We start from the raw sequence: 24,634 nt of genomic DNA, 5'->3' as shown, positions 1-24,634 counted from the left end.
ATCCGGTGAATTATTTCGCCATCGCCTTCTCGTTTTTTACCCGCAACTTTTTTGCCCGACTCTCCAGCAGCAAATAACACACCAGTGCCAGAAGTAGCGGAATAAAATAGTACAACACGCGATACGCCAGCAGAGCGGCAATAATCGTTCCCTGAGACGTTTTTTCTCCTGCCAGCAGCGCCATAAAGACCGCTTCCAGCACGCCGATCCCCGCCGGAATATGCACGATTACGCCGGCAATACTGCTCACCAGCAGCACGCCCAGCACGAAGAAATAATCGATATTCTGACCGAGCAACAACCAGATAATCGCCCCCATTACCATCCAGTTAGCACTGGATATCGCCATTTGCGCGAGGGCAAATTTCCAGGAGGGTAGCACCAGCTTTTGGCCCTTGATGGTGATGTGTCGATGCTTAGCGAAGGCGCAAAACCACAGATAAACGACAATAATCAGCAGCAGCGCTACGCCTAAAATACGCAGCGTACCTTCATCGATATACCAGTGTGCGGGCAGTTCAACGATGCCGAAGGTAAAAATAAAACCGCCCAGCAGAATATAGCCCAACCAGTTGGTGGTAATGCTCAGCGAAAAAATGCGGGTGATTGTGCTCCCCGGTAATCCGAGGCGAGAGTAGAGCCGATAGCGCATCCCAATACCGCCTACCCAGGTGCTTAACGTCAGGTTGAAGGCGTAACAGATAAACGACACCAGCATGACCTGACGTTTTGCCAGCTTATGGCCGCAATAATAGCGTCCGAGCAGGTCATAACAGCCGTAAAGCAAATAACTGACAATCACCAGCCCCACGGCGCTGAGCAGGGCAATCCGGTTGTAATCGCGGATGACCGTCCACACCTCCTGCCAGTTGACTTTGCTGGCATAAACCACCAGCAATACGATGACCGCAATAAAAAACAGCCATGTAAGGATCTTTTTCGCTAATCGCCAGCGTCGGTGGCTTTTTGCCATCAGGATTTTCCTCCTGCATCCTCAGTTGGAATACGATCCTGCGTTTCCAGCGTGGGCTGTGCGGGCGGCTCTACCTCAGCCAGATGCGGGGTATGCGCCGGTAGCCAGCCGACCAGAGCCGGGAAGTGGCGTAAAAAGTGGAACGCCAGTACGCTTTTGGTCAGGTTCCACCAGGTGCGCTTGGGCAGCATGGATTCATCAACACGCTTGCAGTCCTGCGCAATGATAGGGTTCAGGTTGTCACGTAAAGTCTGGTTAAACGTGCGGTCATGAATAATCAGATTTGCCTCCAGATTGAGCGACAGGCTCAGGGGGTCGAGATTGCTGGAACCGACCGTTGCCCAATGGTCATCCATCAGTGCCACTTTGCCGTGCAGAGGCCTACGCCGGTATTCATAAACATGGACGCCGCCTTTAACCAGATAGTTGTACAGCAGGCGGGCGCCAACTTTTACAATCGGCATATCCGGTTCACCCTGGACGATGAGTTTTACCCGCACGCCGCGTCTCGCTGCTTTACGCAGGGCATGCAGCAGGCGATAGCCCGGAAAGAAATAGGCATTGGCAATAATCACTTCCCGCCTTGCCTGGGTTAGCATTTTCAGATAGTGGCGTTCAATATCATCACGATGTTCTTCATTATCACGCCAGACAAACAGTGCCTGTGCTTCGCCGGGATGATGATTATCGACGGCCCGATGATGACGTCGCCACCAGCGTCGTACTGCGCTTTGCCCCGGTAAGTTCTCCAGCACGAATGTCAGGATATCAGCCACAACAGGGCCTTCAACGCGAACGGCGTAATCCTGCTTGGCCTCCGGGCCGTAATCAGACATATGTTCAGCGGAATAATTGATGCCGCCGACAAAAGCAACACGATCGTCAATGACCACTATTTTGCGATGCATTCGGCGAAAGAGATTGGTGCGCATACCGAACAGGCGCGGACGTGGATCGTAGTAGCGGAAGACAACGCCGGCTGTGGTCAGCTCTTCAACAAAACGGTCGCTAAGATCCGGCGAGCCGTAGCCATCCAGCAGCACCTCTGCTTTGATTCCTCGCCGGGCGGCTTCGAGCAACGCGGCATGCAGCTGTTTTCCTACCGCATCTTCAAACCAGATAAAGGTCTCAAGGATAATTTTTTGTTGCGCCTGTTTAATGGCGTCAAAAACGGCGGGGTAGAATTGATCGCCGTTTTCCAGCAGTTGAATTTGATTGCCTTCACGCCAGCCATATTTCATAAATGAATCTCCGCACTCAGAGGGGCATGATCGGACAAATGTCGCCAGTGACGCAGCGCTAGCGTCGTTGGGGTACTGGCATTCGCGTTTTTCACATAGATCCTGTCCAGACGCAGCAGGGGAAACTGCACCGGAAATGTGCGTGCTGGGCGACCGTGGGCGCGGGTAAAAATCTCGTCAAGTCCGGCTCTGGTTTTCAACGGGTGATTGGCCGTTTGCCGCCAGTCGTTGAAATCTCCAGCGATCACCACCGGTTCCGCGTCGGGCAGGGCATTTACCCAATCAGCCAGCATCGCAAGCTGGGCCTGGCGATGAGCTTCGCGTAAACCGAGATGCACACACATGACATGAATGGGGTGGGAGAGCATTGGTGGCGCGATACGGCAGTAAAGCACCCCGCGCTTTTCACTCGCGCCGACCGACACATCACGATTTTCATCATGTTCAATGGGATAACGCGATAGCACCGCATTACCGTGATGCCCCTGCGGGTACACAGCATTACGCCCATAGGCGAAGTCGCTCCACATTGTGTCCGCCAGAAATTCGTAGTGGGTGGTATCCGGCCAGTTCTCAATGCGCAATGAGTGAGCTTCGTGCGCACCCATCACTTCCTGCAGGCATACAATGTCCGCACCAACCGTTCTGACGGCTTCCCTTAGCTCAGGCAAAATAAAACGCCGATTGAAGGCGGTGAACCCTTTGTGAGTATTAATGGTGAGCACATTGAATGAAAATTGAACTCCCGATCCGCTCATGAGCCTCCCGTTGGCGTCACTTCCTAAATAAAATAGTGTAGTCATCGTCACAAAAAGATGCAGTGTTGCGGAATTTTCCGTAAAGTCCGGTACTCTGAACAATTAGTTGAAAATCCTTCAGGAGAAAAGCCATGAGGTGGCAACAACGTGTTCGTGTCGCAACGGGTCTAAGTTGCTGGCAGATTGTGTTGCATTTACTGGTAGTGGCGTTGCTGGTAATGGGCTGGATGAGCGGCACGTTGGTGCGCGTCGGCCTGGGATTATGCGTCGTTTACGGCGTAACAGTTTTATTAATGCTGGCCTTGCAACGTCACCATGAACAGCGCTGGCGCGACGTAGCGGATGTGCTGGAAGAACTCACCACCACGTGGTATTTCGGTGCTGCGATGATCGTGCTGTGGTTACTGTCACGCGTGCTGCAAAACAACGTTTTGCTGGCACTGGCGGGGCTGGTGATCCTGGCCGGACCCGCCGTGGTCTCGCTGCTGGCGAAAGACAAAAAGCTACATCACCTTGCGTCGAAACATCGCATACGCCGCTGAGCCGGTTGTGGCCGCTATCACCAACAGCGGCCACAAACTTCCCCAGACAATCTGCAGACTCGCATCCTTCAGGTAAATCTGTTTCGTAATGTCCGTAAAATGGCGGATTGGGTTAATCCACGTCAGATTCTGTAACCACACCGGCATATTTTCGACCGGCGAGACGTAACCTGAGAGCAAAATCGCCGGCATCATAAACACAAACACGCCGATAAACGCCTGCTGCTGTGTCGCGCACAGCGATGAAATCAGCAAACCAAAGCCGACCAACGACAGCCCGTAAATCACCATCGTGAAATAGAACAGCCCCAGTGAACCGGCAAACGGAATGTCATAAGCCCAAATGCCGATTGCCAGCACAATGGTGGCCTGAAAGGTTGCCACAATTAGCGCGGGAACCGCTTTGCCGATGAAAATCTGCCAGGTGGTAAGCGGAGAGACCAGCAGCTGATCCAGCGTGCCTTGTTCGCGCTCACGGGCAACCGACAGCGAGGTGACGATCATTACGCCGATAGTGGTGATCATCGCGATCAGCGACGGTACTACGAACCATTTGTAATCCAGATTCGGGTTATACCAGTTACGCACGACCAGCTCGCTATTGTTTGGTTTCGGCTTGCCGTCCATCAGCTCCTGCTGATACGTCTTAACGATCTGCTGCAGGTAGTTGGCGGCAATTTGCGCGCTGTTGGAGTTACGCCCATCGAGGATAATTTGCATGGGTGCCTGCTGGAAGGTGTCCAGATTGCGCGAAAAGTTGGCCGGGAAGCGCACCAGCAGCAGGGCTTTTTGCGTGTCGATAGTCGGCTTAATTTCCTGGGGACTTTTAAGCAGCAGAACATGGGTAAAGGCGCTGGCGCGGGCGAAGCGTTGGGTTAACTCCACCGAATGTTTACCGTTGTCTTCGTTATAGATAGCGATCGTGGCGTTGGTCACTTCCAGAGTCGCCGCAAACGGGAACAGGATCACCTGAATCAGTACCGGTAAAATCAGAATGGCTCGCGTCTGCGGTTCGCGTAACAGCGATTGCAGCTCTTTGCGAATTAACGTCCATAAGCGATGAAACATGCCCGTCCCCTTAATCCAGCCGACGTTTGGTTTTAAGCCACGTCAGGCCAATAAACATTACCGCCGAAGCGATTAAAAACAGCACGTTGATAATTAGCACCACAGGAATATTTCCCGCCAGAAACAGGCTTTGCAGGGTGCTGACGAAATAACGCGCCGGAATAATGTAGGTTACCGCCCGGATAATCGCGGGCATGCTGTCTATCTGGAAGATAAAACCTGACAGCATAATCGAGGGCAGGAAAGCGGCGTTCAGCGCCACCTGAGCGGCGTTAAACTGGTTGCGGGTAATAGTCGAAATCAACAGGCCCATGCCGAGCGTACTCAGCAGAAACAGGCTGGTAATGAAAAACAGGATTAGCAGCGAGCCGCGATAGGGCACGCCGAGAATAAATACCGACACCAGCATACACAGCAGCATCGCCAGCATGCCGAGAAAATAATAGGGGATCAGTTTACACAGCAGCAGCTCTACGCGGGTGACTTCGGTAGAAAGCAGCGCCTCCATGGTTCCGCGTTCCCATTCGCGCGCCACTACTAATGAGGTGAGGATCGCGCCAATGACCGTCATTATAATTGTTACCGCTCCGGGAATAATAAAATGCTGGCTGATGGCTGCCGGGTTAAACCAGTAGCGGGTCTGCACGTCGATCAAGGGCTTGAATGATTCTCCACGATCTTCCGCCCGCTGTTGTTGCCAGATCTGCCAAATACCTTCGACATAACCCTGCACAAAGTTGGCAGTATTGGGTTCGCTGCCGTCGGTGATCACCTGGATCGGCGCCACGTCGTTTGGTCGCGCCATCTGCTGGGCGAAATCCACTGGGATCACCACCAGCCCGCGAATGCGCCCGGCCTGCATTTTCTCAATCAATTCCTGACGGTTATCGCTGATAGTGGCGTCAATATACGGCGAGCCGGTCATGGTATGGGTAAAATCCAGCGCCTCTTCGCTTTGCTGTTCGAGCAAAATCCCTACCCGTAGCTTGCTGGAGTCGAGGTTGATCCCGTAGCCGAAAATAAACAGCAGCAGCAACGGGATCACCACCGCAATCAGCCAACTGCTGGGATCGCGGACGATCTGGCGGGTTTCTTTCACGCACAGCGCGCGTACGCGACGCCAGGAGAGAGCGGAATTACTCATGCGCGTGCTCCTTATCCCAGTCATTGATTAGCGTGATAAACGCCTGTTCCATCGTCGGATCCGGCGTGTCGTTGTCGGCAGCCTGAGCTTTCAGGTCGTCCGGCGTACCGCTGGCAATCAGTTTGCCGCGATACACCAGCCCGATGCGATCGCAGTACTCCGCCTCGTCCATAAAGTGGGTAGTCACCATTACCGTGACACCTTTTTCCACCATGCTGTTGATATGCAGCCAGAACTCGCGGCGAGTGAGAGGATCGACCCCGGAAGTGGGTTCATCGAGGAACAAAATATCCGGTTCATGCATCAGCGAGCAGGCCAGCGCCAGGCGCTGCTTAAAGCCCAGCGGCAGTTCGTCGGTGGCGTGAGACGCGATGCTTTTCAGACCGAATGCCTCGCTCATACGATCGATTTTCTCCTTCTGTGCCCGACCGCGCAGGCCGTAGACGCCGGAGAAAAAGCGCAGGTTCTGCTCAACGGTCAGGTTGCCGTACAGCGAGAATTTTTGCGCCATATAACCCAGATGCTGGCGCGCTTTGCCGGAGCTGACCTTCAGGTCCATGTCCAGCACCAGCGCTTTGCCATACGTGGGAACCAGCAGGCCGCACATCATTTTAAAGGTCGTGGATTTGCCTGCGCCGTTGGGTCCTAGCAGGCCAAAAATCTCGCCGCGCTGCACGGCAAAGTCTACGTGGTCGGTCGCGGCAAAATCGCCAAATTTCTTGGTCAGCGCTTTGGCTTCGATCACCGTTTCGCCAGGCGTGCCTTCTACGGTATGCAGGATAGCGCCCAGTGGGGACTCCGATGTCCCGGCTCCGCCGAGTAAATCGATAAAAGCATCCTCGAAACGGGGGGCGGTTTCGTTGATGGTTACTTCCGGCATGCCGTCAGCGCGTTGAATCTGCTGAACTGTCACGTCCTTTTTCAGGATTAAACGGACGGATTTCCCCTGAATCATCCCGTCGCTGACCAGCGGCAGTTTTAACGCGCGTTGCAGCAGTCGGCGGTTATTTTCCTGCGGACTGCTCATCAGGAAGCTTCGACCCGCCATGGTTTGCGTCAGCTGAGTGGGATCGCCCTGGTACAACAGCTCACCTTCGTTCATCAGCAGTACATCACGACATTGCTCTGCTTCATCCAGGTACGACGTACTCCAGAGGATCAGCATACCGTCCCCGGCCAGCTCATGAACCATTTGCCACAATTCGCGACGGGATATAGGGTCGACACCGACGCCAGGCTCATCCAGCAGCAGCACTTTGGGTTCGCCGACCAGCGTACAGGCCAGCCCGAGCTTTTGTTTCATGCCGCCGGAAAGTTTGCCGGCCAGTCGTCCGGTAAATGGCCCCAGCGAGGTAAATTCCAGTAACCGGGCAAAGGTTTTTTCTCGCGTTTCACCGGTGACGCTGCGCAAATCGGCATAGAGATTGAGGTTCTCCATGACGGTTAAATCTTCATACAGACCAAATTTCTGCGGCATATAGCCCAGCACCGCATGCAGCGCGCTGTCGTCCTTGATGGGATCAAAACCAATCACCGCAGCACTTCCTGCATCGGGTTTTAACAATCCTGCCAGCATGCGCATCAGCGTGGTTTTCCCCGCGCCGTCCGGTCCGACAAGTCCGGTCACGTAGCCCGCATGCACGGTACAGTCGAGCGGGGCGACGGCGGGTTTTTCCATTCCGGCAAAGTTTTTTGTCAGCCCTTTGAGCGTAATAACGGCATCATTCATGCCGTGCCTCGTCACTAAATTTGATCGTTACCGGCATTCCCTGGCGCAGCGCATCGTCCGCGTCGGTCACCACAATACGCAGGCGATAAACCAGATCGGTGCGCAGGTCAGGAGTTTCAACTGTTTTCGGCGTAAACTCGGCAGTAGGCGACACGAAGCCGATTTTACCGTGATACGGTTTGTCCGGACGGCCATCGGTGTAGAGCAGGATTTCGCGTCCCGGTTGGGCCTGGCTCAGATTCCGCTCATCTACGTAGGCGCGAACCCAAACCGGACGCGTAAGCGACAACGTCAGTACCGTGCCCCCTTCGTTCAGCATGCTACCAGGTTCCACCGCACGGGTGAGTAGTGTGCCGTCAGACGGGGAGATTAGCGTGGTGTCGTGTAAATTGAGCTCTGCCTGCGCAAGCTGGGCCTGAGCTTGTTCGAGCGTGGCTTTCGCCTGTTCAATGTCCTGTACACGATTACCGCTGCGATACTGGGTAAGTTTGTCCTGCGCAGATTTCAGCGAAGCCTGCGCCTGATCGCGTGATGAACGGGCATTTTCCAGATCGTTGGCGGAGATGGTGCGGCTTTTCCACAATCCTACCTGCCGATTATAAAAGTTCTGCGCGTAATCATAGGCGGCCTGCGCCTGTTTGACGGCCGCTGCTGCCTGAGCAATCTCTTCTGTGCGATACCCGGCCAGCATCAGATCGTATTGCGCCTGGGCGGCGGCAACATTGGCTTTCGCCTGCATTAACGCGTTTTCATATGGGGCGTGATCCAGTTCACCCAGCACCTGACCGGCTGTAATAGCATCGCCTTCGTCAACCGCCAGTGAGGCCAGCCTGCCGCCAACGCGAAAACTCAGGTTGACGCTACGGATATCGACATTGCCGTACAACGTCAGGCCGTTATCTTGCCGACTTTGATACCACCACGTTCCACCGGCAATCACGGCAACGAGGGCCGCGATAACCAGCCCGAGCACGACAGGTTTTTTCATGACTCCAGACTCCTTTGCGTTAAACCTTGCAGAATAAGATCGATGTGACAGGTGATCGTTTGGTCAATCAGCGCGCTTTTATCTTCATCAAATTGTGACCAACCTGTACGCAACAGAATGGTTTCTTTCCCAAGACGAAAGGCCAGCACCTCGCCGAGGATGGCGTGGGTGTGCAGAATCATTTGGGTATCGTTGGCATCGCCGCCTGTATAAGCAGCAATCAGGCGTGTTAAGTGTGTATGCAGCGGATTGATAACCTGGTCGTGCACCAGTTGATAAGCCGCGGTGGGTGAAAGCTGTTCGCGCGAGATAAATTTGCTCAGATTTACGGTGTCTTCCTGGGTGAGCAGCGTGATCATATTTTTGCAGGCGCGCAGGATCAATTCGCGCATTGCGCCACGATCCGGCTTTGGCTGGGCAAACAAACGCTCAGCTTCTTCAGCGTGCGGGCGAAACTGTGAGCCGATAAAATCCGCAATCCACTGGGCACAGGCGAGATACAAATCCTCTTTTGAGCCAAAATAGTAGGTGATAGCCGCAATATTTTGCCCGGCTTGCGCGGCGATATCGCGCGTGGTGGCATGCAGACCATACTCGCCAAACTGTGCCAACGCGGCGGCAATAAGCTGATTTTTTGCCTGTTCACCTTTGGTTGTCATGGTGGGTGTATTCATGGCACGACTCTGATCTTAATCAATCGATTGATTAAGATTATGACTGATGTGCAACCTTGTCCAGTCCGGGGCGTTATTTTCCTCAGCAGGGATAATTTATGCGGCACATCACAAAAACTGCTACACTCCGCCCCTTCATGACATTGTGGTTTTTGTCATCTCTATTGTATGTATCTCCCTGAAAACGACACCGGTAACGGTCAGGGCGGTTCGGAGTTGTTATGTCTTTTGATTCCCTTGGTTTAAACCCTGATATTTTACGTGCCGTTGCCGAACAGGGTTACCGTGAACCTACCCCTATTCAGCAGCAGGCAATCCCTGCCGTGCTGGAAGGCCGCGATCTGATGGCCAGCGCCCAGACCGGTACGGGGAAAACGGCAGGTTTTACCCTGCCGCTGTTGCAGCACCTGATTACTCATCAGCCGCATGGTAAAAGTCGTCGTCCGGTGCGTGCGCTGATCCTCACGCCAACCCGCGAACTGGCGGCTCAGATTGGCGAAAACGTACGTGATTACAGTAAGTATCTGAACATCCGCTCGCTGGTGGTCTTTGGCGGCGTTAGTATCAACCCGCAGATGATGAAGCTGCGCGGCGGCGTGGATGTGCTGATTGCCACGCCTGGCCGTTTGCTCGATCTGGAACACCAGAATGCGGTGAAACTGGATCATGTTGAGATCCTGGTACTCGATGAAGCTGACCGCATGCTGGATATGGGCTTCATTCACGACATTCGTCGTGTTCTGGCGAAGCTGCCGGCAAAACGCCAGAACCTGCTGTTCTCTGCAACGTTCTCTGACGATATTAAATCGCTGGCCGAAAAGCTGCTGCATAACCCGCTGGAAATTGAAGTGGCGCGTCGTAATACCGCGTCAGAGCAGGTGACTCAGCATGTGCATTTCGTGGATAAAAAACGCAAACGTGAACTGTTGTCGCAGATGATTGGTCAGGGCAACTGGCAGCAGGTGCTGGTATTTACCCGTACCAAACACGGTGCGAACCATCTGGCGGAACAGCTAAATAAAGACGGTATTCGCAGCGCGGCGATCCACGGTAACAAATCTCAGGGGGCGCGTACACGTGCGCTGGCTGATTTCAAATCCGGTGATATTCGCGTGCTGGTGGCGACGGATATCGCCGCGCGTGGCCTGGACATTGAAGAGTTGCCGCACGTAGTGAACTACGAGCTGCCAAACGTCCCGGAAGATTATGTGCACCGTATTGGTCGTACCGGTCGTGCTGCCGCCACTGGCGAAGCGCTGTCTCTGGTGTGCGTCGATGAACACAAGCTGCTGCGTGACATTGAGAAGCTGCTGAAAAAAGAGATCCCGCGTATTGCGACGCCAGGCTACGAGCCGGACCCATCCATCAAAGCCGAGCCGATCCAGAACGGTCGTCAGCAGCGTGGCGGTGGCGGTCGCGGTCAGGGTGGAGCCGGGCGTGGCCAGCAGCCGCGTCGTCAGGATGGCGGTGCGCCAAAAGCGAAACCGCGTAGCGGCGAAGGCAAACCGGCGGGCGATAAGCCTCGTCCACCGCGCCGTCCGCGCAAACCGTCTTCCGCGCAGTAATTGCGAGCCCGGCCGAAAGGTCGGGCTTTTCTTTTTGCGACACGTACCAGAAAGTGCCACAATAGTGGCTGTTTATACAGTATTTCAGGTTTTCTCATGGCACTAACGGCCGCGTTAAAAGCGCAAATCGCCGCCTGGTATAAGGCGCTTCAGGAACAGATCCCCGACTTTATCCCCCGTGCGCCGCAACGGCAGATGATTGCCGACGTCGCGAAAACGCTGGCAGGTGAAGAAGGGCGGCATCTGGCGATTGAAGCGCCGACCGGAGTGGGGAAAACCCTGTCGTACCTGCTCCCCGGTATTGCCATCGCGCGTGAAGAACAAAAAACGCTGGTGGTCAGTACCGCCAATGTTGCTTTGCAGGATCAGATCTACAGCAAAGATTTACCGCTGTTGCGCAAAATTATCCCTGACCTACGTTTTACCGCCGCGTTTGGTCGCGGACGCTATGTTTGCCCGCGTAATTTAGCGGCGCTGGCCAGTACCGAACCCAATCAGCAGGATCTGCTGGCCTTTCTCGACGATGACCTGACGCCCAATAACCAGGAAGAACAAAAGCGCTGCGCCAGGCTAAAAGGCGATCTCGACAGTTACAAGTGGGACGGGCTGCGCGATCACACGGATATCGCCATCGATGACGGACTCTGGCAACGCCTGAGCACCGATAAAGCCAGCTGTCTGAATCGTAACTGTCACTACTATCGTGAGTGCCCCTTTTTTGTCGCCCGCCGCGAGATTCAGGAGGCTGAAGTGGTGGTGGCCAACCACGCGCTGGTGATGGCGGCTATGGAAAGCGAAGCTGTGTTGCCGGAGCCGAAAAATCTGCTGCTGGTCCTTGATGAAGGCCACCACCTGCCGGACGTCGCGCGTGATGCGCTGGAGATGAGCGCAGAAATCAGCGCCCCCTGGTATCGGCTCCAGCTGGATCTGTTCTGCAAATTAGTGGCGACCTGCCTGGAACAGTTTCGCCCGAAAACTACGCCGCCGCTGGCGAACGCCGAGCGTCTGAACGCTCACTGTGAAGAGTTGTATGAACTGATTTCATCGCTTAATAGCATTCTTAATCTGTATATGCCCGCTACTCAGGAGGCGGAACACCGCTTTGCGATGGGCGAACTGCCTGCAGAAGTGATGGAGATTTGTCAGCGTCTGGCAAAGCTTACGGAAATGCTGCGCGGGCTGGCGGAACTGTTCCTCAACGATCTCAGCGAAAAAACTGGCACGCACGATGTTGTGCGTCTGCATCGGGTTATTTTGCAGATGAACCGGGCGCTGGGCATGTTTGAGTCGCAAAGCAAACTGTGGCGGCTGGCATCGATCGCGCAGTCGTCAGGCGCGCCGGTGAGTAAATGGGCGACGCGCGAGGTGCGTGACGGGCAAATCCACGTCTGGTTCCACTGCGTGGGGATCCGTGTGAGCGATCAGCTTGAACGCCTGCTGTGGCGTAGCGTCCCGCATATTATTGTCACTTCCGCAACGCTGCGCTCGCTCAACAGCTTCTCGCGTTTGCAGGAGATGAGTGGGCTGAAGGAAAAAGCAGGGGATCGGTTTGTCGCGCTGGATTCACCGTTTAATCACGTTGAACAGGGCAAAATCGTCATTCCGCAGATGCGCTACGAACCGTTAATTGATAACGAAGAGCAACATATCGCGGAAATGGCCGCCTATTTCCGCGAACAGTTAGAAAGCAAAAAGCATCAGGGGATGCTGGTGCTGTTTGCCAGCGGTCGGGCGATGCAGCGTTTTCTTGAGCACGTCACCGATCTGCGTCTGCTGTTGTTGGTGCAGGGCGATCAGCCGCGCTATCGACTGGTAGAGTTGCACCGCAAACGGGTGACCAACGGCGAGCGCAGCGTGCTGGTTGGGCTGCAATCTTTTGCTGAAGGTCTGGACTTGAAAGGCGACCTGCTGACCCAGGTGCATATTCACAAAATTGCATTTCCGCCGATCGATAGCCCGGTGGTGATCACCGAGGGCGAGTGGTTGAAAAGCCTGAATCGCTATCCTTTCGAGGTTCAAAGCCTGCCTGCGGCGTCATTCAATTTGATCCAGCAGGTTGGGCGACTCATTCGTAGCCACGGCTGCTGGGGAGAAGTGGTTATTTATGACAAACGTTTATTGACCAAAAATTATGGCAAGCGTTTACTGAACGCGTTACCCATATTTCCGATAGAGCAACCTGCTGTGCCAGACGTTATAGTAAAACCAAAAGAAAAAACGAAACCTACGCGTCGCCGTCGGCGTTAACGATGCGAGCAACAGGCAAGGAGTTATCGATGGATTACCGCAAAATCATAAAAGAGATTGGGCGAGGAAAAAATCACGCGCGTGACCTGGATAAGGATACTGCTCGCGGACTGTATACCCATATGTTGAACGGCGACGTACCGGAGCTTGAAATGGGCGGCGTACTGATTGCGCTACGTATTAAAGGCGAAGGCGAAGCGGAGATGCTGGGCTTTTACGAAGCAATGCAAAACCACATCCTTCGCCTGACCCCGCCGGTTGCCAAACCCATGCCGATTGTCATTCCCAGCTACAACGGCGCGCGCAAGCAGGCGAATTTGACGCCGCTGTTGGCGATTTTACTGCATAAGCTGGGCTTCCCGGTGGTGGTGCACGGCGTCAGCGAGGATCCTACCCGCGTGCTGACAGAAACCATTTTCGAGCTGATGGGGATTGCGCCGACGCGGCATGCCGGGCAGGCACAGGCAAAGCTGGATGGTCATCAGCCGGTGTTTATCCCGGTGAGAGCGCTGTGTCCTCCGCTGGAAAAACAGCTGGCGATGCGTTGGCGAATGGGGGTGCGCAACAGTGCGCACACGTTGGCCAAATTAGCGACACCGTTTGCTGAAGACGCCGCGCTGCGTCTTTCCAGCGTGTCACACCCGGAATACGTCTCGCGTGTGGCAAAATTCTTCAGCGATATCGGTGGACGTGGCCTGTTGATGCACGGTACCGAAGGCGAGGTGTACGCCAACCCGCAGCGCTGCCCGCAGATAAGCCTGATCGATTCGTCCGGTGTGCGAGTGCTACAGGACCGACAGAGCGAGATGCCTGACGAGCCGGTACCGCTGCCGGTGGCAAAAGATCCGGAAACCACTGCGCGCTGGATTGAGCGTTGTCTGGCCGGCAGTGAGCCGGTTCCGGCATCGTTGAAAATCCAGATGGCCTGCTGCCTGGTGGCAACCGGTGAATCCGCGACGCTGGCTGAAGGACTTGCTCGCGTCGAACAAAACTTCTGATTTTTTATTCCCCGACGGGCCATTTTCCAGGCCTGTCGGTTCTCTCTTTTCGCCAACGTGAAATTTCTGCACGTTTATTGACCTCCTGAGCGCCGTGGCGCAGCATAGTTTGTTGAAAAATAAGAAACACAATCAACACGCGACACAACAGGAGATAACAATGAACAGTGGACATCGCTTCCCTGCGCCAACGCTGCACGCATTTACCCAGGCCGTTTTTCAGCAGATGGGAAGCAATGAACAGGAGGCGCGACTGGTGGCCGATCATCTGATAGCCTCTAACCTCGCCGGTCATGACTCCCACGGCATCGGCATGATCCCCAGCTATATTCGCTCATTCTCGCAGGGACATCTGCAGATCAATCGTCATGCCAAAGTGGTTAAAGATGCGGGGGCGGTGATTACGCTTGATGGCGATTGTGCCTTTGGTCAGGTGGCGGCGCATGAAGCCATCACGCTGGGGATTGAAAAAGCGCGTCAGCACGGTATTGCCGCCGTGGCATTACATAATTCGCATCATATTGGACGTATTGGCTACTGGGCGGAGCAATGTGCGGCGGCAGGTTTTGTCTCAGTGCATTTTGTGAGTGTGGTCGGGATCCCGATGGTTGCACCGTTTCATGGCCGCGATAGTCGTTTTGGCACTAACCCCTTCTGCGTTGTTTTTCCGCGTAAAAATACCTTCCCGCTGTTGCTGGACTATGCAACCAGTGCCATCGCGTTTGGCAAAACCCGTGTGGCATGGCACAAGGGGGAGCCGGTGGCTCCGGGATGCCTGATTGATACAAACGGGGTGCCTACAACCGATCCTGCGGTAATGCAGGTTTCTCCGCTGGGATCGTTGCTCACGTTTGCCCAACACAAAGGTTATGCGCTGGCCGCGATGTGTGAAATTATGGGTGGTGCGCTTTCAGGGGGTAAAACCACACATGAAGAGAGCCTGCAGACCAGCCCGGACGCCATCATCAACTGTATGACCACTATTATTATGAATCCGGAACTGTTTAGCGCGCCGGACTGTGACAACCAGGTTGCGGCATTTGCCGAATGGGTGAAAGCGTCCCCGCATGCTGAAGATGCCCCGATCCTGTTGCCTGGGGAGTGGGAGGTGAATACTCGCGAGGAACGGCTGGAACACGGTATTCCGCTGGATGCCGGAAGCTGGCAAGCGATTTGTGAGGCGGCACTGCAAATGGGCATGCCAGACGCCGTGTTGCAGGAATTCCGTCAACGACTGGAACACTAAGCAAAAAAAAGCCCGTCCAGTGGCGGACGGGCAAACAAAGGGTAACAAACAGGGTCAATGAGGGTTGGAGCATTGGGTCGTACAGGTAATCTTTCGGTTATTTATAGATAACCGCGGTGCCGCTCATTTTGTCTTTACCGACAGCGGAAGTGATGCTGTAACCAGATGCACCAGCAGCAGCCGCTTTCTCAGCCAGTTTGGCTTCCAGGCCATCCAGTGTGGTGGCCCCATCAGCAGAAACTACACCAATTTTATTCATGCTTTGTGCCTGAGTGGAGGAAACCGGCTCGGCAGCGAAAACGCCAAATGACAGAGTAGACAGGGCGATAGCAGCAACAGCATATTTAATGTTTTTCATGATTAATCTCTCGCAGGTTTGTTCTGTTAGTTAGTGTTCTGTTAAGAAGACGTTGTTTCGTCGATGTGATAAGTATCACGTTTTTTTTGGCGAGAGAAAATCGAATAGAATTGACGACATCAATCAAAAAAATTGAATGACAAATAACTTATTGAATATTAATAAATTCAGATGAGGGATTTACAGTTCTTGTCACTACGCTTTACAGAGAAACCAACAACGGCACATTTTGCCACACAGAGTGCAAAAAAGCGTGCTCGTAAAGGAAATCGTATGCGCTGAAACTTTTGGTAAAGATGAGTCAACGTAGCTGGCTATCTTTCGAACCTCTGCGATTATATCCTGAAAATGCTGCATTATGTGAATCTTTATCCTGTTGGCATGTGATGCACAAGCGTACGCCAGGTACTGCCTCACGCCTGGCCTGTGGGATAGGATTGCCGCATTCTTCGCATTCATACAGACTTTCCCCCGTCGGTAACTCACCACGGGCGCGGGCAACAGCATCTTCAATAGTATTGTTGATCTGTTCGTTAACTGCGTCGTCATTTGCCCATCCGGATGCCATATGTACCTCCTGCTGATGTCTACAGAATAAGTATAGCGAATGTGATGGGCGAAAAACGACCACGCATCAGCGGTATCAGATTTCAGACCATTCGCGCAGCAGGTTATGGTAGAGATTGAGTAACGACAGGATCTCGCTACTTTCCCCATGACGCGCCTTCAGGGACTGAATGTTTTTATCCAGTTCAAAAAGCATGGCGCGATTTTTGTCATCTCGGATCATCGACTGGATCCACATAAAGGATGCCACACGAACCCCACGGGTTACCGGCGTAACGCAGTGCAAGCTGCTGGAAGGGTAAAGCACCAGATCGCCCGCTGGAAGTTTTACCGCGTGCTGGCCGTAGGTATCATTGACCAGCAGTTCTCCTCCCGCATAATCGTCGGGATTACTGAGGAATAAGGTGGCGGAAAGGTCTGTGCGCATCCAGCCGTTTTCCGGATGACTACGTACCGCGCCGTCAACGTGGAAACCGTAGGTTTCATGGTCCTGGTAGCGATTAAACAGCGGTGTGGAGAGCGTTTTCGGTAATGCTGCGGCGAAGAAAAGCGGGCTGTTATTCACCGCAGTTTGTACCGCTTGTTGCAAAACGCCGTAACGCTCGCTTTGCGTATCCACCTGCTGGTTGTTTTTTACCTGCGCGCCCTGGGCGCCGGTGGTTGCTCGGCCATCAATCCAGTCGGCAGCGTCCAGTTGTTCGCGAAACCAGGCGACATCCTGCGCCGACAGAACGCCGGGAATGTGGTACATCATCAGTGTTTCTCCTGAAAGTGGGGCTTTCGCCCCACGAGATGGATCAGAAATGCATATTGGCGGTGAGCAGGAAGGTTCTTGGCTCGCCCGGATGGTAACGGTATCCGCTCTTGTTGATGGAGGATACATAATCGGTGTCGAACAGGTTATAGACGTTCAGCTGGAAATCGAGATTGCGATTCACGCGATAACCCAGCCTGGCGTCGGCGACCCAGTAACCTTCAGTATAAGATGGCGTACCCACTGCGCCGTCCGAACCGCGATGCATGCTGCCCACGTAGCGTGCGCCCGCGCCAACGGAAATATCATCGGTAGCCTGATACTGGCTCCACAGCGTGAAGGCATGTTCTGGCGTATAGGGCAGGGAAGAAGAACCATCCTGAGCAATGTTTTTGCCGCTGTGGATCGTGGCGCGTTGCTGGGTGTATCCTCCAATAACCTGCCATGCGGGGGTGATGTTGCCAGCTACGGAGAGTTCGTAGCCTTCAACGCGTTTCTCCCCGTACTGGGAATATGTTCCGTCGTCGTTCTGCTCTACTTCATTCTCAATATCTGTGCGGAAAATCGCGGCGGTTAACAGCAGGCGCTTATCCAGCACCTCCCATTTGGTGCCGATCTCGCTGGTTTTCGCTTTCTGTGGTTTGAAGTCGGTACGGTTTGCGCTGTTACCGGTTCCTCCCTGCGCAAGGGCAAAGTTGCTGCCGCCCGGCGGTTGCTGAGAAACGGCATAGTTAATGTAGACATTGCCGTTATCGGTCAGGTGATACAGCGCGCCCGCTTTCCAGTTCACCAGATTGCCTGATTTGGCAGTATCCACAGTGGTGACCGGGGAACCTTTGGCGACGCCTGTCGGACATGCAATTGCACCACGGCCGGAAGCGCCGCAAGCGGTGGCGCTGTCATATTCAGTGCGGTAATTGTCGAGGCGAATACCGCCGTTTAGCTCAAACTCACGGGTAATTTGTAGCGTATCAAAAGCGTATACGCCAAAGGTATCGGTTTGCCCGTTAGCGTTGGCACCGCTACGCGATAATCCGCCGATATTCACGTCGCTGTTGGGATGATAAATATTAACCGGCGGCGGGGTGAGCGGGGCTACACCATAGTTGGTTTGTGTTTCGCGCGCCAGTTCCACACCGGTACTGATATCGTGGCCGATGGATCCGGTGTAAAATTTTGAGGTCAGGTTAGTCTGGTTGGTCAGGATTTTGTTACTGACATCTTTGGTATTTGCCAGGCGTGACCATGTCCAGGTGTCGACGCTGCTGGTGGGTTGCGTAATGTTAGACGCACCGCCCATCACCGCCGTCATCAGATAATCCTGTTTAATACGCGACCAGCGGGTGGTGTTGCGAATCGTGGTGCTGTCGCTCAGGTCATGTTCAAAACGCATTGTCGCGGTATCGGTCGTCGAATCGTCGTAATCCGAGTTGGTACCGTAGAAGTTATGCGTATCGACTTTTCCTGAATGATTCAGTGCAGACGTTCCTGCGGAAGGCGCAGAGTAACCCGGCAGGCCGATAGTGGGGATGCCTCCATCCGGCGTGTTGTGCTGAGTCACGTGCAGATAGTTCAGATACAGTCGGTTCTCGGTGCCCAAGCCAAAAGCGAGAGAGGGGGCCACACCGTAACGTTCATTCTTTACGCTGTCGCGACCGGCATCATGTGTTTTTTCGCCCATCAGATTTAAACGTGCGGCTGTGGTGTCGCCGATAGCCTGGTTAATGTCCAGCGTACCACGGCGGAACCAGGCGCTGCCGACGCTGGCCGACGCATCGATCCCGGAGTCGGTGCGCGGCTGTTTACTGATCATATTGATGGAACCTGTCGGTGCGCTACGCCCATAGTCGGTGCCGGAAGGGCCTTTGATCACTTCGACCTGTTCGGTATTGAAGGTATCGCGCGTGACGCTGCCAATATCACGAATACCGTCGATATAAATACTGTTTGAGGTATCCGCACCACGCATATAAACCGCATCACCGGTAGTGGAATTGCCGTTTTCGCCAGCGAAAAACGCGCCAACGCCCGGTACGTTTTTCAGCGCATCGGTCAGATTTGTTGCGCCTTGATCCTTAATCACTTGTTCAGAAATCACCGTCATGGTGCGGGTGGTATCCGCTACCGGGCGGGAGAATTTAGGGTCGGCAGACTGTGTTGGGGCATACAGCGAAGGTTTGGTCGCTTCAACGACCAATGTATCTTCTTGTTTTTTATCCTGATCGCCTGCAGCGACAGCCTGGGCTACCGGAGACAGGCCAATGCACAGACCAGCAAAAAAAGTCAGTGAATGAAAACTACTGGACGGCAAGTTGCGATTTTTATCCATGTTAATAAGTGACTTATTATTTTTGAGTAGACGGTTTCACTCACGCGAAGGGACATCTCTGTGGATGTTGTACCCTGCAGGTCTCGCGAAAATGAATGTGTAATTGATAATGATTTTGATAATCATTTCTAATCAGTGAGGAGTTTTAGCATTCATTAATTCAAAAATAAATACATTTATTTACATTGGATTCAAAATTCCAACATGATGATTACGATTTGAGCTGTGTGTGGCGTGATGAGAGCGCAAAAAACTGCATTCGGGTCGAATGCAGTTGGGATGAGGTGGGGGCTACTTATAAATAGTTGCGGTACCGTACATCTGGTTTTTACCGCCCGCAGAGTTAACAACAAAGCCTTTTGCGCCTTGTTCTTTCGCTTTTTCTGCCAGCTTGTCTTCGAGATCGCTCAGGTTAGTTGCACCGGTAGCAGATACTGTGCCGGAAGCGTGTAACTGACCGGTGGCTGGGCTGGTGTAGGGCTGTGCAGCAAATGACGCAAAGGTCATGCCGGCCAGTACGGTAGCGGCAAGTAATGTGAGGCATTTCTTCATGGTGATATCCTCTGAAAAACAACAGGTGTGCCTGATAAGTTTAGGTCGCCAGCAGATGACATTTACCGCAAAAAATCGATGATGAACCGTCTGTTTTTTGAACAAAGAAATCGGTATGAAGCAGGCATAAAAAAATCAAATTTCCACGAAGTGCGTGTTTACCCCGTGACGTTATGCGGGTATCTTACGCCGCTGTTAAAAGGAGAATGCTATGCCCCCCCAGAAACCGGGATTACACCCACGCAATCGCCACAATGGCCGTTATGATCTTGCGACTTTATGCCAGGTTACCCCAGAGCTGACGCAATTTCTCACCCTCACGCCAGGCGGTGAGCAGAGTGTTGATTTCGCCAATCCGCAAGCCGTCAAGGCGCTCAATAAGTCACTGTTGGCGCATTTTTATGCGGTGAAAAACTGGGATATTCCAGACGGTTTTTTGTGTCCTCCTGTTCCTGGCCGCGCTGATTACATTCACCACCTGGCCGACCTATTGGGGGAAACCAACGGCACCATTCCGGCAAATGCGAGCATCCTGGACATCGGCGTAGGGGCAAACTGTATTTATCCGTTGATCGGCGTGCACGAATACGGCTGGCGATTCACGGGCAGTGAGACCAGTAGCGAAGCGTTTAACAGCGCTCAGGCGATCGTAAACGGCAATCCGGGGTTAACCCGTGCTATTCGTCTGCGTCGCCAGAAAGATGCTACGGCAATCTTCAACGGTATCATTCACAAAAATGAGCAGTATGAAGCCACATTGTGTAACCCGCCATTCCATGATTCTGCGGCCTCAGCCCGCGCAGGAAGCGAGCGTAAACGTCGTAATCTGGGGCAAGATAAAGATGATGCGCTGAACTTTGGCGGACAGCAGCAGGAGCTGTGGTGTGAAGGCGGTGAAGTGGCGTTCATTAAAAAAATGATCGCTGAAAGCCAGGCCTTTGGTCGCCAGGTGATGTGGTTCACCACGCTGGTTTCGCGCGGCGAGAATTTGCCTCCGCTGTATCACGCGTTGACGGACGCGGGCGCGGTGAAAGTGGTCAAGAAAGAGATGGCCCAGGGGCAAAAGCAGAGCCGCTTTATTGCCTGGACCTTTATGGATAACGATCAGCGTCGCCGTTTTATGGCGCGTCAACGTTAAAGCGTTGGCTCGGCTGGCGGCAGCGGTTCGCTTGCCGCAGGCGTTGGGCCATGCACCGGTGCAGGCAAGACCTGATATGTCTGTACCGGCGCGCGTATGTTCGCCAGATCGAAGTATTTCTTCACCTGGCTGTCGAGCGCAAAACGTACCGTCCACTGCTTCAGCGGCAAGGTGGTAAACGAAACCCGCAGCGTGAAGGCCGTATTGGTTAACCCTACAATCCCCGCAAACGACGGCTCGCCGATAATAAGCCCACGGATGTCTTCTTTTTCCATCACCGCAGCAACCGCGTCTTTCAACGCCTGATTCGCTTTATCCGCATCCTCATGGCGGTCTACATCGTAATTGGCGACGACCGATCCTATTCCACGCACAAAGTTGGCGAAGGTCGTTATCGATGACCAGGGAATGATATGGTACGCCCCGGTGTCCTGACGCACGCCCACAGAGCGGATAGACATCCGTTCTACCGTACCGGTGAGAGGACCGATGGTAACCAGGTCGCCGGTGTTCATGCCATTTTCGAACTGAATAAAGATCCCGGTAATAATATCTTTTACCAGCGTTTGCGAACCAAAAGAGATCGCCAACCCCAACGCCCCGGCCCCAGCCAGTAAGGGGGCGATATTCACGCCAATTTCTGACAGCACAATCATGATGGTGATCGTGCTGATGATCACCGCCAGCGCGTTGCGAAACAACGTCAACAGGGTGCGGGTACGCGCGCTGGGTAGCGGGCGGCCGTGAATATCGGAAGCCAGACGATTTTCAATCAGGCTGGCGAGAATCGTCCAACCGATGGCGGAGAAGAATAAAATCAGCGCGATACGGATCAGGATATCCACCGTTTTTTCTCCTGCGCCGTAATGCAGCCAGTTCCAGAAGTCGAACAGTCCCCAGGCATTCAGTAGCAGCATGACCGCGACGCACACCGTCAGGATCCTGGCGACGCTTAACGCCGTCGACAACCAACCATTCAGCCGCTTTTGGAGTTCCGGATAGCTGCGCTGGGTATGTGGTGAAAGAGTAATGGTTTTGGCTATCCAGCGGGAAAGCATACCGGAAACAAACGCGGCGATCCCGACGATCACCAGGCTGCGCAGCGTGGCGCCCATCATGAATTTCAGGCTGTTGCCTGGATCAAACAGCGAGAAGAAAAACAGCACAATGAAGTAGGCGCTGGCCAGCCAATGCCATACCAACGCAAAAGCGCGAATAAACAGACTGAAAAAAGCGAGGGATCTTTCCGCCAGATTCAACAAATGCTGCGTAATTTCTTTCTTGTTTCTGAAAATCAGGTACAGCGCCCATAGCGTGATACACAACATGATGATGACGTTTGCCATCGCGCCGACCTGCACGTTGACCTGATTCGAGATAATGGGTACGGCAACAATAAGCCCGTAGCCAATCAGGCTGCTCAATGAACTCAATCGGCGATTCCAGTAGCGCGCGCCAGCATCCTGAATGTTAAACGGGCGCAGCTCGGCCACCGTAGGGCAAAATATCAGGCGCAAAATGGCCTTGAAGAACTCAATCAGGGCGAAAGCATTGAGAAACAAACTTTGCTGAAAAGCGATCGTGCGACTGCCGGCGTTCATTTTGTCGCTCAGTATCTGCCCGACAAACAATGTCAGCGCCAGCAGAAGCAAATCGATAACGAATGCGCCAACGATCATCGCCGGAAGCTGGAGCCAGTTGCTGCGCTCGCGGTTTTTGCGCCGTGCCCATTGTCCCATTTTGCGATACAGCGGCAGCGCGCACAGACGAACCAACCAGAAAAAACCGAACACCGACACCGCCAGCATTAAAAAATGCGTCAGGGCATTGGTGAACGTTTGCGAGTTAAAGGTTTTGTGCGGGGCATCGGTAATATTGCGATAAAGCTGGGCAAAGCGGCTGGAGAGGGCTTCACCGTAGTGGCGGGTGACATCCGTGACGTTTTCCAGTACCGTTTTTTCCTCCGTTAGCGTGGGCGGGACAATGGTCGGCACCGGCTCGGCAGGAGGGGCAGTGGCCACTTTGCGTAACTGGCCGATCAGCTCCTGACGCGAGGCGTCATTTTCCAGCACATCGGCCAGTGCGCCGTAAGCCGCTTTTTTCTGTTCAATATCCGGCTCTTTCGCCGGTGTGGTTTGCGCGTTGGTTGACGTTGGCGTGGTAACGCCAGGAATCGTCACCGCCTGGGTCGGAAGACTCAACAGACAAACAATGATGAACAGGATCCCGCGCATGACTCCTCCCATGAGAAAATAAATTCAAAAGGATAAGTATAGATGTCAGGGCGGGAGAGAATTGAAATGAGAGGATTCTGGTGAAAAACCTCCCTTCGGATGAAGGGAGGCAGAGCTATCAGGAAACGTGCTGCAAGAATTCCTGTAAGCGTTGGCTGGGCGGATTTTCAATCAGGGCCTGCGGATTACCGTCCTCGGCAATACGGCCCTTATCAATGAAAATCAGGCGTGAAGCCACTTTTTCGGCAAAACCGATTTCGTGGGTCACAATCACCATGGTCATCCCTTCTTCCGCGAGATCCTGCATTACTTTCAGAACTTCGTGGCGCAGTTCCGGATCCAGCGCTGAGGTTGGCTCATCAAACAACATCATTTTCGGCTTCACCGCCAGCGCACGGGCGATAGCCACACGCTGTTGTTGACCGCCGGACAGCTCAGAAGGGTAGTGGTGGGCGCGCTCGGCCAGTCCCACTTTCGCCAGCAGTTCTTTCGCCAGTTTCTCGGCCTGTTCTTTATTCGCCCCGCGTACGCGCTGCGGCCCGAACATGACGTTTTCCAGCGCCGTCAGATGCGGGAACAGATAGAACTGTTGAAACACCATCCCGGCTTCCTGGCGGATTAACCGCTCGTCTACCTTCGGATCGTTCACTTTCAGACCGTCGACGATCAGATCGCCAGAGGTTATCTCTTCCAGTTTGTTAATGCAGCGCAGCAGGGTAGATTTACCGGATCCGGAGGGTCCGATAATGACCACCACTTCACCCTGTTCAATGTTCAGATCAATATTGTGCAGCACCTGAGTTGGACCAAAGTGCTTAGAAACGTTTTTAAATTCAATCACAGGATTTTCATCCTTCTTTCCAGACGACGCAGAATGAAGCTCAGCACCAGCGTAATGATCAGATAGAACACCGCAACGGCGCTCCAGATTTCCAGTGCGCGGAAGTTACCGGCAATGATTTCCTGGCCCTGACGGGTCAGTTCGGCGACGCCAATGACAATAAACAGCGAGGTATCTTTAATGCTGATGATCCACTGGTTGCCCAGCGGCGGCAGCATACGACGCAGTGCGAGAGGTAAAATTACGTGGCGGATGGTCTCTGTGCGTGAAAGCCCAAGCGCCAACCCTGCCTCGCTGAAGCCTTTATGGATTGAGAGCACCGCGCCGCGGGTGATTTCCGCAATATAGGCCCCGGAGTTGATCATGATGGTGACAACGGCGGCGCTAAAGGGGTCAATGCGTAAATCGTTAAATGCCATTGGCAGGGCGAAGTAAATAAACATCACCTGCACAACGATTGGCGTACCGCGAATAACTTCGATAAACACCAGCGCTACGTGGTTGGCTATCCAACCGCCGAAGGTGCGCGCAAACCCTGCTGCAAGTCCGATTACCAGACCGCCAGCCAGACCGAGGACCGAGATCCACAGGGTCATTTTGGCGCCTTCAATCAAAAGCGGGATGGCGGGCCAGATGGCACTCCAGTCAAACTGCATATGTCGTTCCTGTTACCGTGGTGAGAAAAACA

The 24,634-nt window shown here is 53.7% G+C and carries 22 protein-coding genes; 6 read left to right on the top strand and 16 right to left on the bottom strand.

Translation table 11 applies throughout. The features are described from left to right. Window positions 1–10 precede the first annotated feature (10 nt). The 3 genes from ACU8YC_RS09050 to ACU8YC_RS09040 are packed head-to-tail and all read right to left on the bottom strand — an operon-like array spanning window position 11 to window position 2,972. On the bottom strand, window positions 11–973 hold the full coding sequence (locus tag ACU8YC_RS09050) for a lysylphosphatidylglycerol synthase domain-containing protein (protein ID WP_187252759.1): 963 nt from the start codon (window positions 971–973) through the stop codon (window positions 11–13). Continuing rightward, window positions 973–2,214, bottom strand: a complete 1,242-nt coding sequence (clsB, locus tag ACU8YC_RS09045; protein WP_151219600.1) for a cardiolipin synthase ClsB — start codon at window positions 2,212–2,214, stop codon at window positions 973–975. Before clsB ends, ACU8YC_RS09050 begins: the two co-directional genes overlap by 1 nt. Continuing rightward, window positions 2,211–2,972, bottom strand: a complete 762-nt coding sequence (locus tag ACU8YC_RS09040; RefSeq protein ID WP_210904860.1) for an endonuclease/exonuclease/phosphatase family protein — start codon at window positions 2,970–2,972, stop codon at window positions 2,211–2,213. The genes clsB and ACU8YC_RS09040 overlap by 4 nt, the downstream gene beginning before the upstream one ends. 131 nt (window positions 2,973–3,103) lie before the next feature. Between ACU8YC_RS09040 and ACU8YC_RS09035 the strand changes: the two genes are divergently transcribed. Then, entirely contained in the window at window positions 3,104–3,514 is a 411-nt protein-coding gene (locus tag ACU8YC_RS09035) for a YbhQ family protein (protein WP_016152353.1), read from the top strand. Here ACU8YC_RS09035 and ACU8YC_RS09030 read toward each other — a convergent pair. From ACU8YC_RS09030 to cecR, 5 genes are read right to left on the bottom strand one after another with little or no spacing between them, the layout of a single operon-like run. Continuing rightward, a complete protein-coding gene (locus ACU8YC_RS09030) occupies window positions 3,476–4,582 on the bottom strand; it encodes an ABC transporter permease (protein ID WP_003837035.1) in 1,107 nt (368 codons plus the stop codon). The genes ACU8YC_RS09035 and ACU8YC_RS09030 overlap by 39 nt on opposite strands. 10 nt (window positions 4,583–4,592) lie before the next feature. Beyond that, on the bottom strand, window positions 4,593–5,726 hold the full coding sequence (locus ACU8YC_RS09025) for an ABC transporter permease (RefSeq protein WP_003831545.1): 1,134 nt from the start codon (window positions 5,724–5,726) through the stop codon (window positions 4,593–4,595). Beyond that, window positions 5,719–7,455 carry an ATP-binding cassette domain-containing protein gene (locus ACU8YC_RS09020; RefSeq protein ID WP_286543593.1) on the bottom strand — a complete coding sequence of 579 codons (1,737 nt, stop codon included), beginning with the start codon at window positions 7,453–7,455 and terminating at the stop codon, window positions 5,719–5,721. Before ACU8YC_RS09020 ends, ACU8YC_RS09025 begins: the two co-directional genes overlap by 8 nt. Then, entirely contained in the window at window positions 7,448–8,443 is a 996-nt protein-coding gene (gene hlyD / locus ACU8YC_RS09015) for a secretion protein HlyD (RefSeq protein WP_151224986.1), read from the bottom strand. The genes ACU8YC_RS09020 and hlyD overlap by 8 nt, the downstream gene beginning before the upstream one ends. Next, window positions 8,440–9,117: a transcriptional regulator CecR gene (cecR, locus tag ACU8YC_RS09010; protein WP_151219603.1), complete on the bottom strand. Its 678-nt coding sequence runs from the start codon at window positions 9,115–9,117 to the stop codon at window positions 8,440–8,442. The genes hlyD and cecR overlap by 4 nt, the downstream gene beginning before the upstream one ends. Before the next feature lie 221 nt (window positions 9,118–9,338). Here cecR and rhlE point away from each other — a divergent pair, with 221 nt between their 5' ends. From rhlE to ACU8YC_RS08990, 4 genes are all read left to right on the top strand, one after another. Beyond that, entirely contained in the window at window positions 9,339–10,682 is a 1,344-nt protein-coding gene (gene rhlE, locus ACU8YC_RS09005; protein ID WP_151219604.1) for an ATP-dependent RNA helicase RhlE, read from the top strand. Between the two features lie 96 nt (window positions 10,683–10,778). Beyond that, entirely contained in the window at window positions 10,779–12,929 is a 2,151-nt protein-coding gene (gene dinG / locus ACU8YC_RS09000; protein ID WP_286537963.1) for an ATP-dependent DNA helicase DinG, read from the top strand. Window positions 12,930–12,958: 29 nt separating this feature from the next. Next, the gene (ybiB, locus tag ACU8YC_RS08995) at window positions 12,959–13,927 is read left to right on the top strand and encodes a DNA-binding protein YbiB (protein ID WP_286537959.1); all 969 of its coding nucleotides are present in this window, start codon (window positions 12,959–12,961) and stop codon (window positions 13,925–13,927) included. A 160-nt stretch (window positions 13,928–14,087) separates the two neighbouring features. Continuing rightward, complete coding sequence (locus ACU8YC_RS08990; protein ID WP_286537956.1) at window positions 14,088–15,173, top strand: malate/lactate/ureidoglycolate dehydrogenase; 1,086 nt, start codon at window positions 14,088–14,090, stop codon at window positions 15,171–15,173. A 97-nt stretch (window positions 15,174–15,270) separates the two neighbouring features. Here ACU8YC_RS08990 and ybiJ read toward each other — a convergent pair whose 3' ends face one another. The 5 genes from ybiJ to mcbA all read right to left on the bottom strand — a co-directional run bounded on the left by ybiJ (window position 15,271) and on the right by mcbA (window position 19,733). After that, a complete protein-coding gene (gene ybiJ, locus ACU8YC_RS08985; RefSeq protein WP_079936844.1) occupies window positions 15,271–15,531 on the bottom strand; it encodes a DUF1471 family protein YbiJ in 261 nt (86 codons plus the stop codon). Window positions 15,532–15,832: 301 nt separating this feature from the next. Next, on the bottom strand, window positions 15,833–16,099 hold the full coding sequence (locus ACU8YC_RS08980; protein WP_142417726.1) for a DksA/TraR family C4-type zinc finger protein: 267 nt from the start codon (window positions 16,097–16,099) through the stop codon (window positions 15,833–15,835). A 75-nt stretch (window positions 16,100–16,174) separates the two neighbouring features. Then, window positions 16,175–16,852 (bottom strand): PKHD-type hydroxylase YbiX, encoded by a 678-nt coding sequence (gene ybiX / locus ACU8YC_RS08975; RefSeq protein ID WP_151219607.1) that lies wholly within the window; start codon window positions 16,850–16,852, stop codon window positions 16,175–16,177. A 43-nt stretch (window positions 16,853–16,895) separates the two neighbouring features. Beyond that, complete coding sequence (locus tag ACU8YC_RS08970) at window positions 16,896–19,181, bottom strand: catecholate siderophore receptor Fiu (protein ID WP_286543582.1); 2,286 nt, start codon at window positions 19,179–19,181, stop codon at window positions 16,896–16,898. Between the two features lie 291 nt (window positions 19,182–19,472). Continuing rightward, on the bottom strand, window positions 19,473–19,733 hold the full coding sequence (mcbA, locus tag ACU8YC_RS08965; RefSeq protein WP_151219609.1) for a DUF1471 family periplasmic protein McbA: 261 nt from the start codon (window positions 19,731–19,733) through the stop codon (window positions 19,473–19,475). A gap of 211 nt (window positions 19,734–19,944) precedes the next feature. Between mcbA and rlmF the strand changes: the two genes are divergently transcribed. Next, a complete protein-coding gene (gene rlmF / locus ACU8YC_RS08960) occupies window positions 19,945–20,871 on the top strand; it encodes a 23S rRNA (adenine(1618)-N(6))-methyltransferase RlmF (RefSeq protein WP_187252750.1) in 927 nt (308 codons plus the stop codon). Here rlmF and ybiO read toward each other — a convergent pair. The 3 genes from ybiO to glnP form a co-directional block, all read right to left on the bottom strand. Continuing rightward, window positions 20,868–23,105 carry a mechanosensitive channel protein gene (ybiO, locus tag ACU8YC_RS08955; protein ID WP_151219610.1) on the bottom strand — a complete coding sequence of 746 codons (2,238 nt, stop codon included), beginning with the start codon at window positions 23,103–23,105 and terminating at the stop codon, window positions 20,868–20,870. The genes rlmF and ybiO overlap by 4 nt on opposite strands. A gap of 118 nt (window positions 23,106–23,223) precedes the next feature. Beyond that, a complete protein-coding gene (gene glnQ / locus ACU8YC_RS08950; RefSeq protein ID WP_048226011.1) occupies window positions 23,224–23,946 on the bottom strand; it encodes a glutamine ABC transporter ATP-binding protein GlnQ in 723 nt (240 codons plus the stop codon). After that, entirely contained in the window at window positions 23,943–24,602 is a 660-nt protein-coding gene (gene glnP, locus ACU8YC_RS08945) for a glutamine ABC transporter permease GlnP (protein ID WP_043015695.1), read from the bottom strand. Before glnP ends, glnQ begins: the two co-directional genes overlap by 4 nt. Between the last annotated feature and the right edge of the window lie 32 nt (window positions 24,603–24,634).

The sequence above is a fragment of the Citrobacter sp. VF227 genome (assembly GCF_052950715.1).
This window is presented reverse-complemented; position numbering and strand designations above follow the sequence as displayed.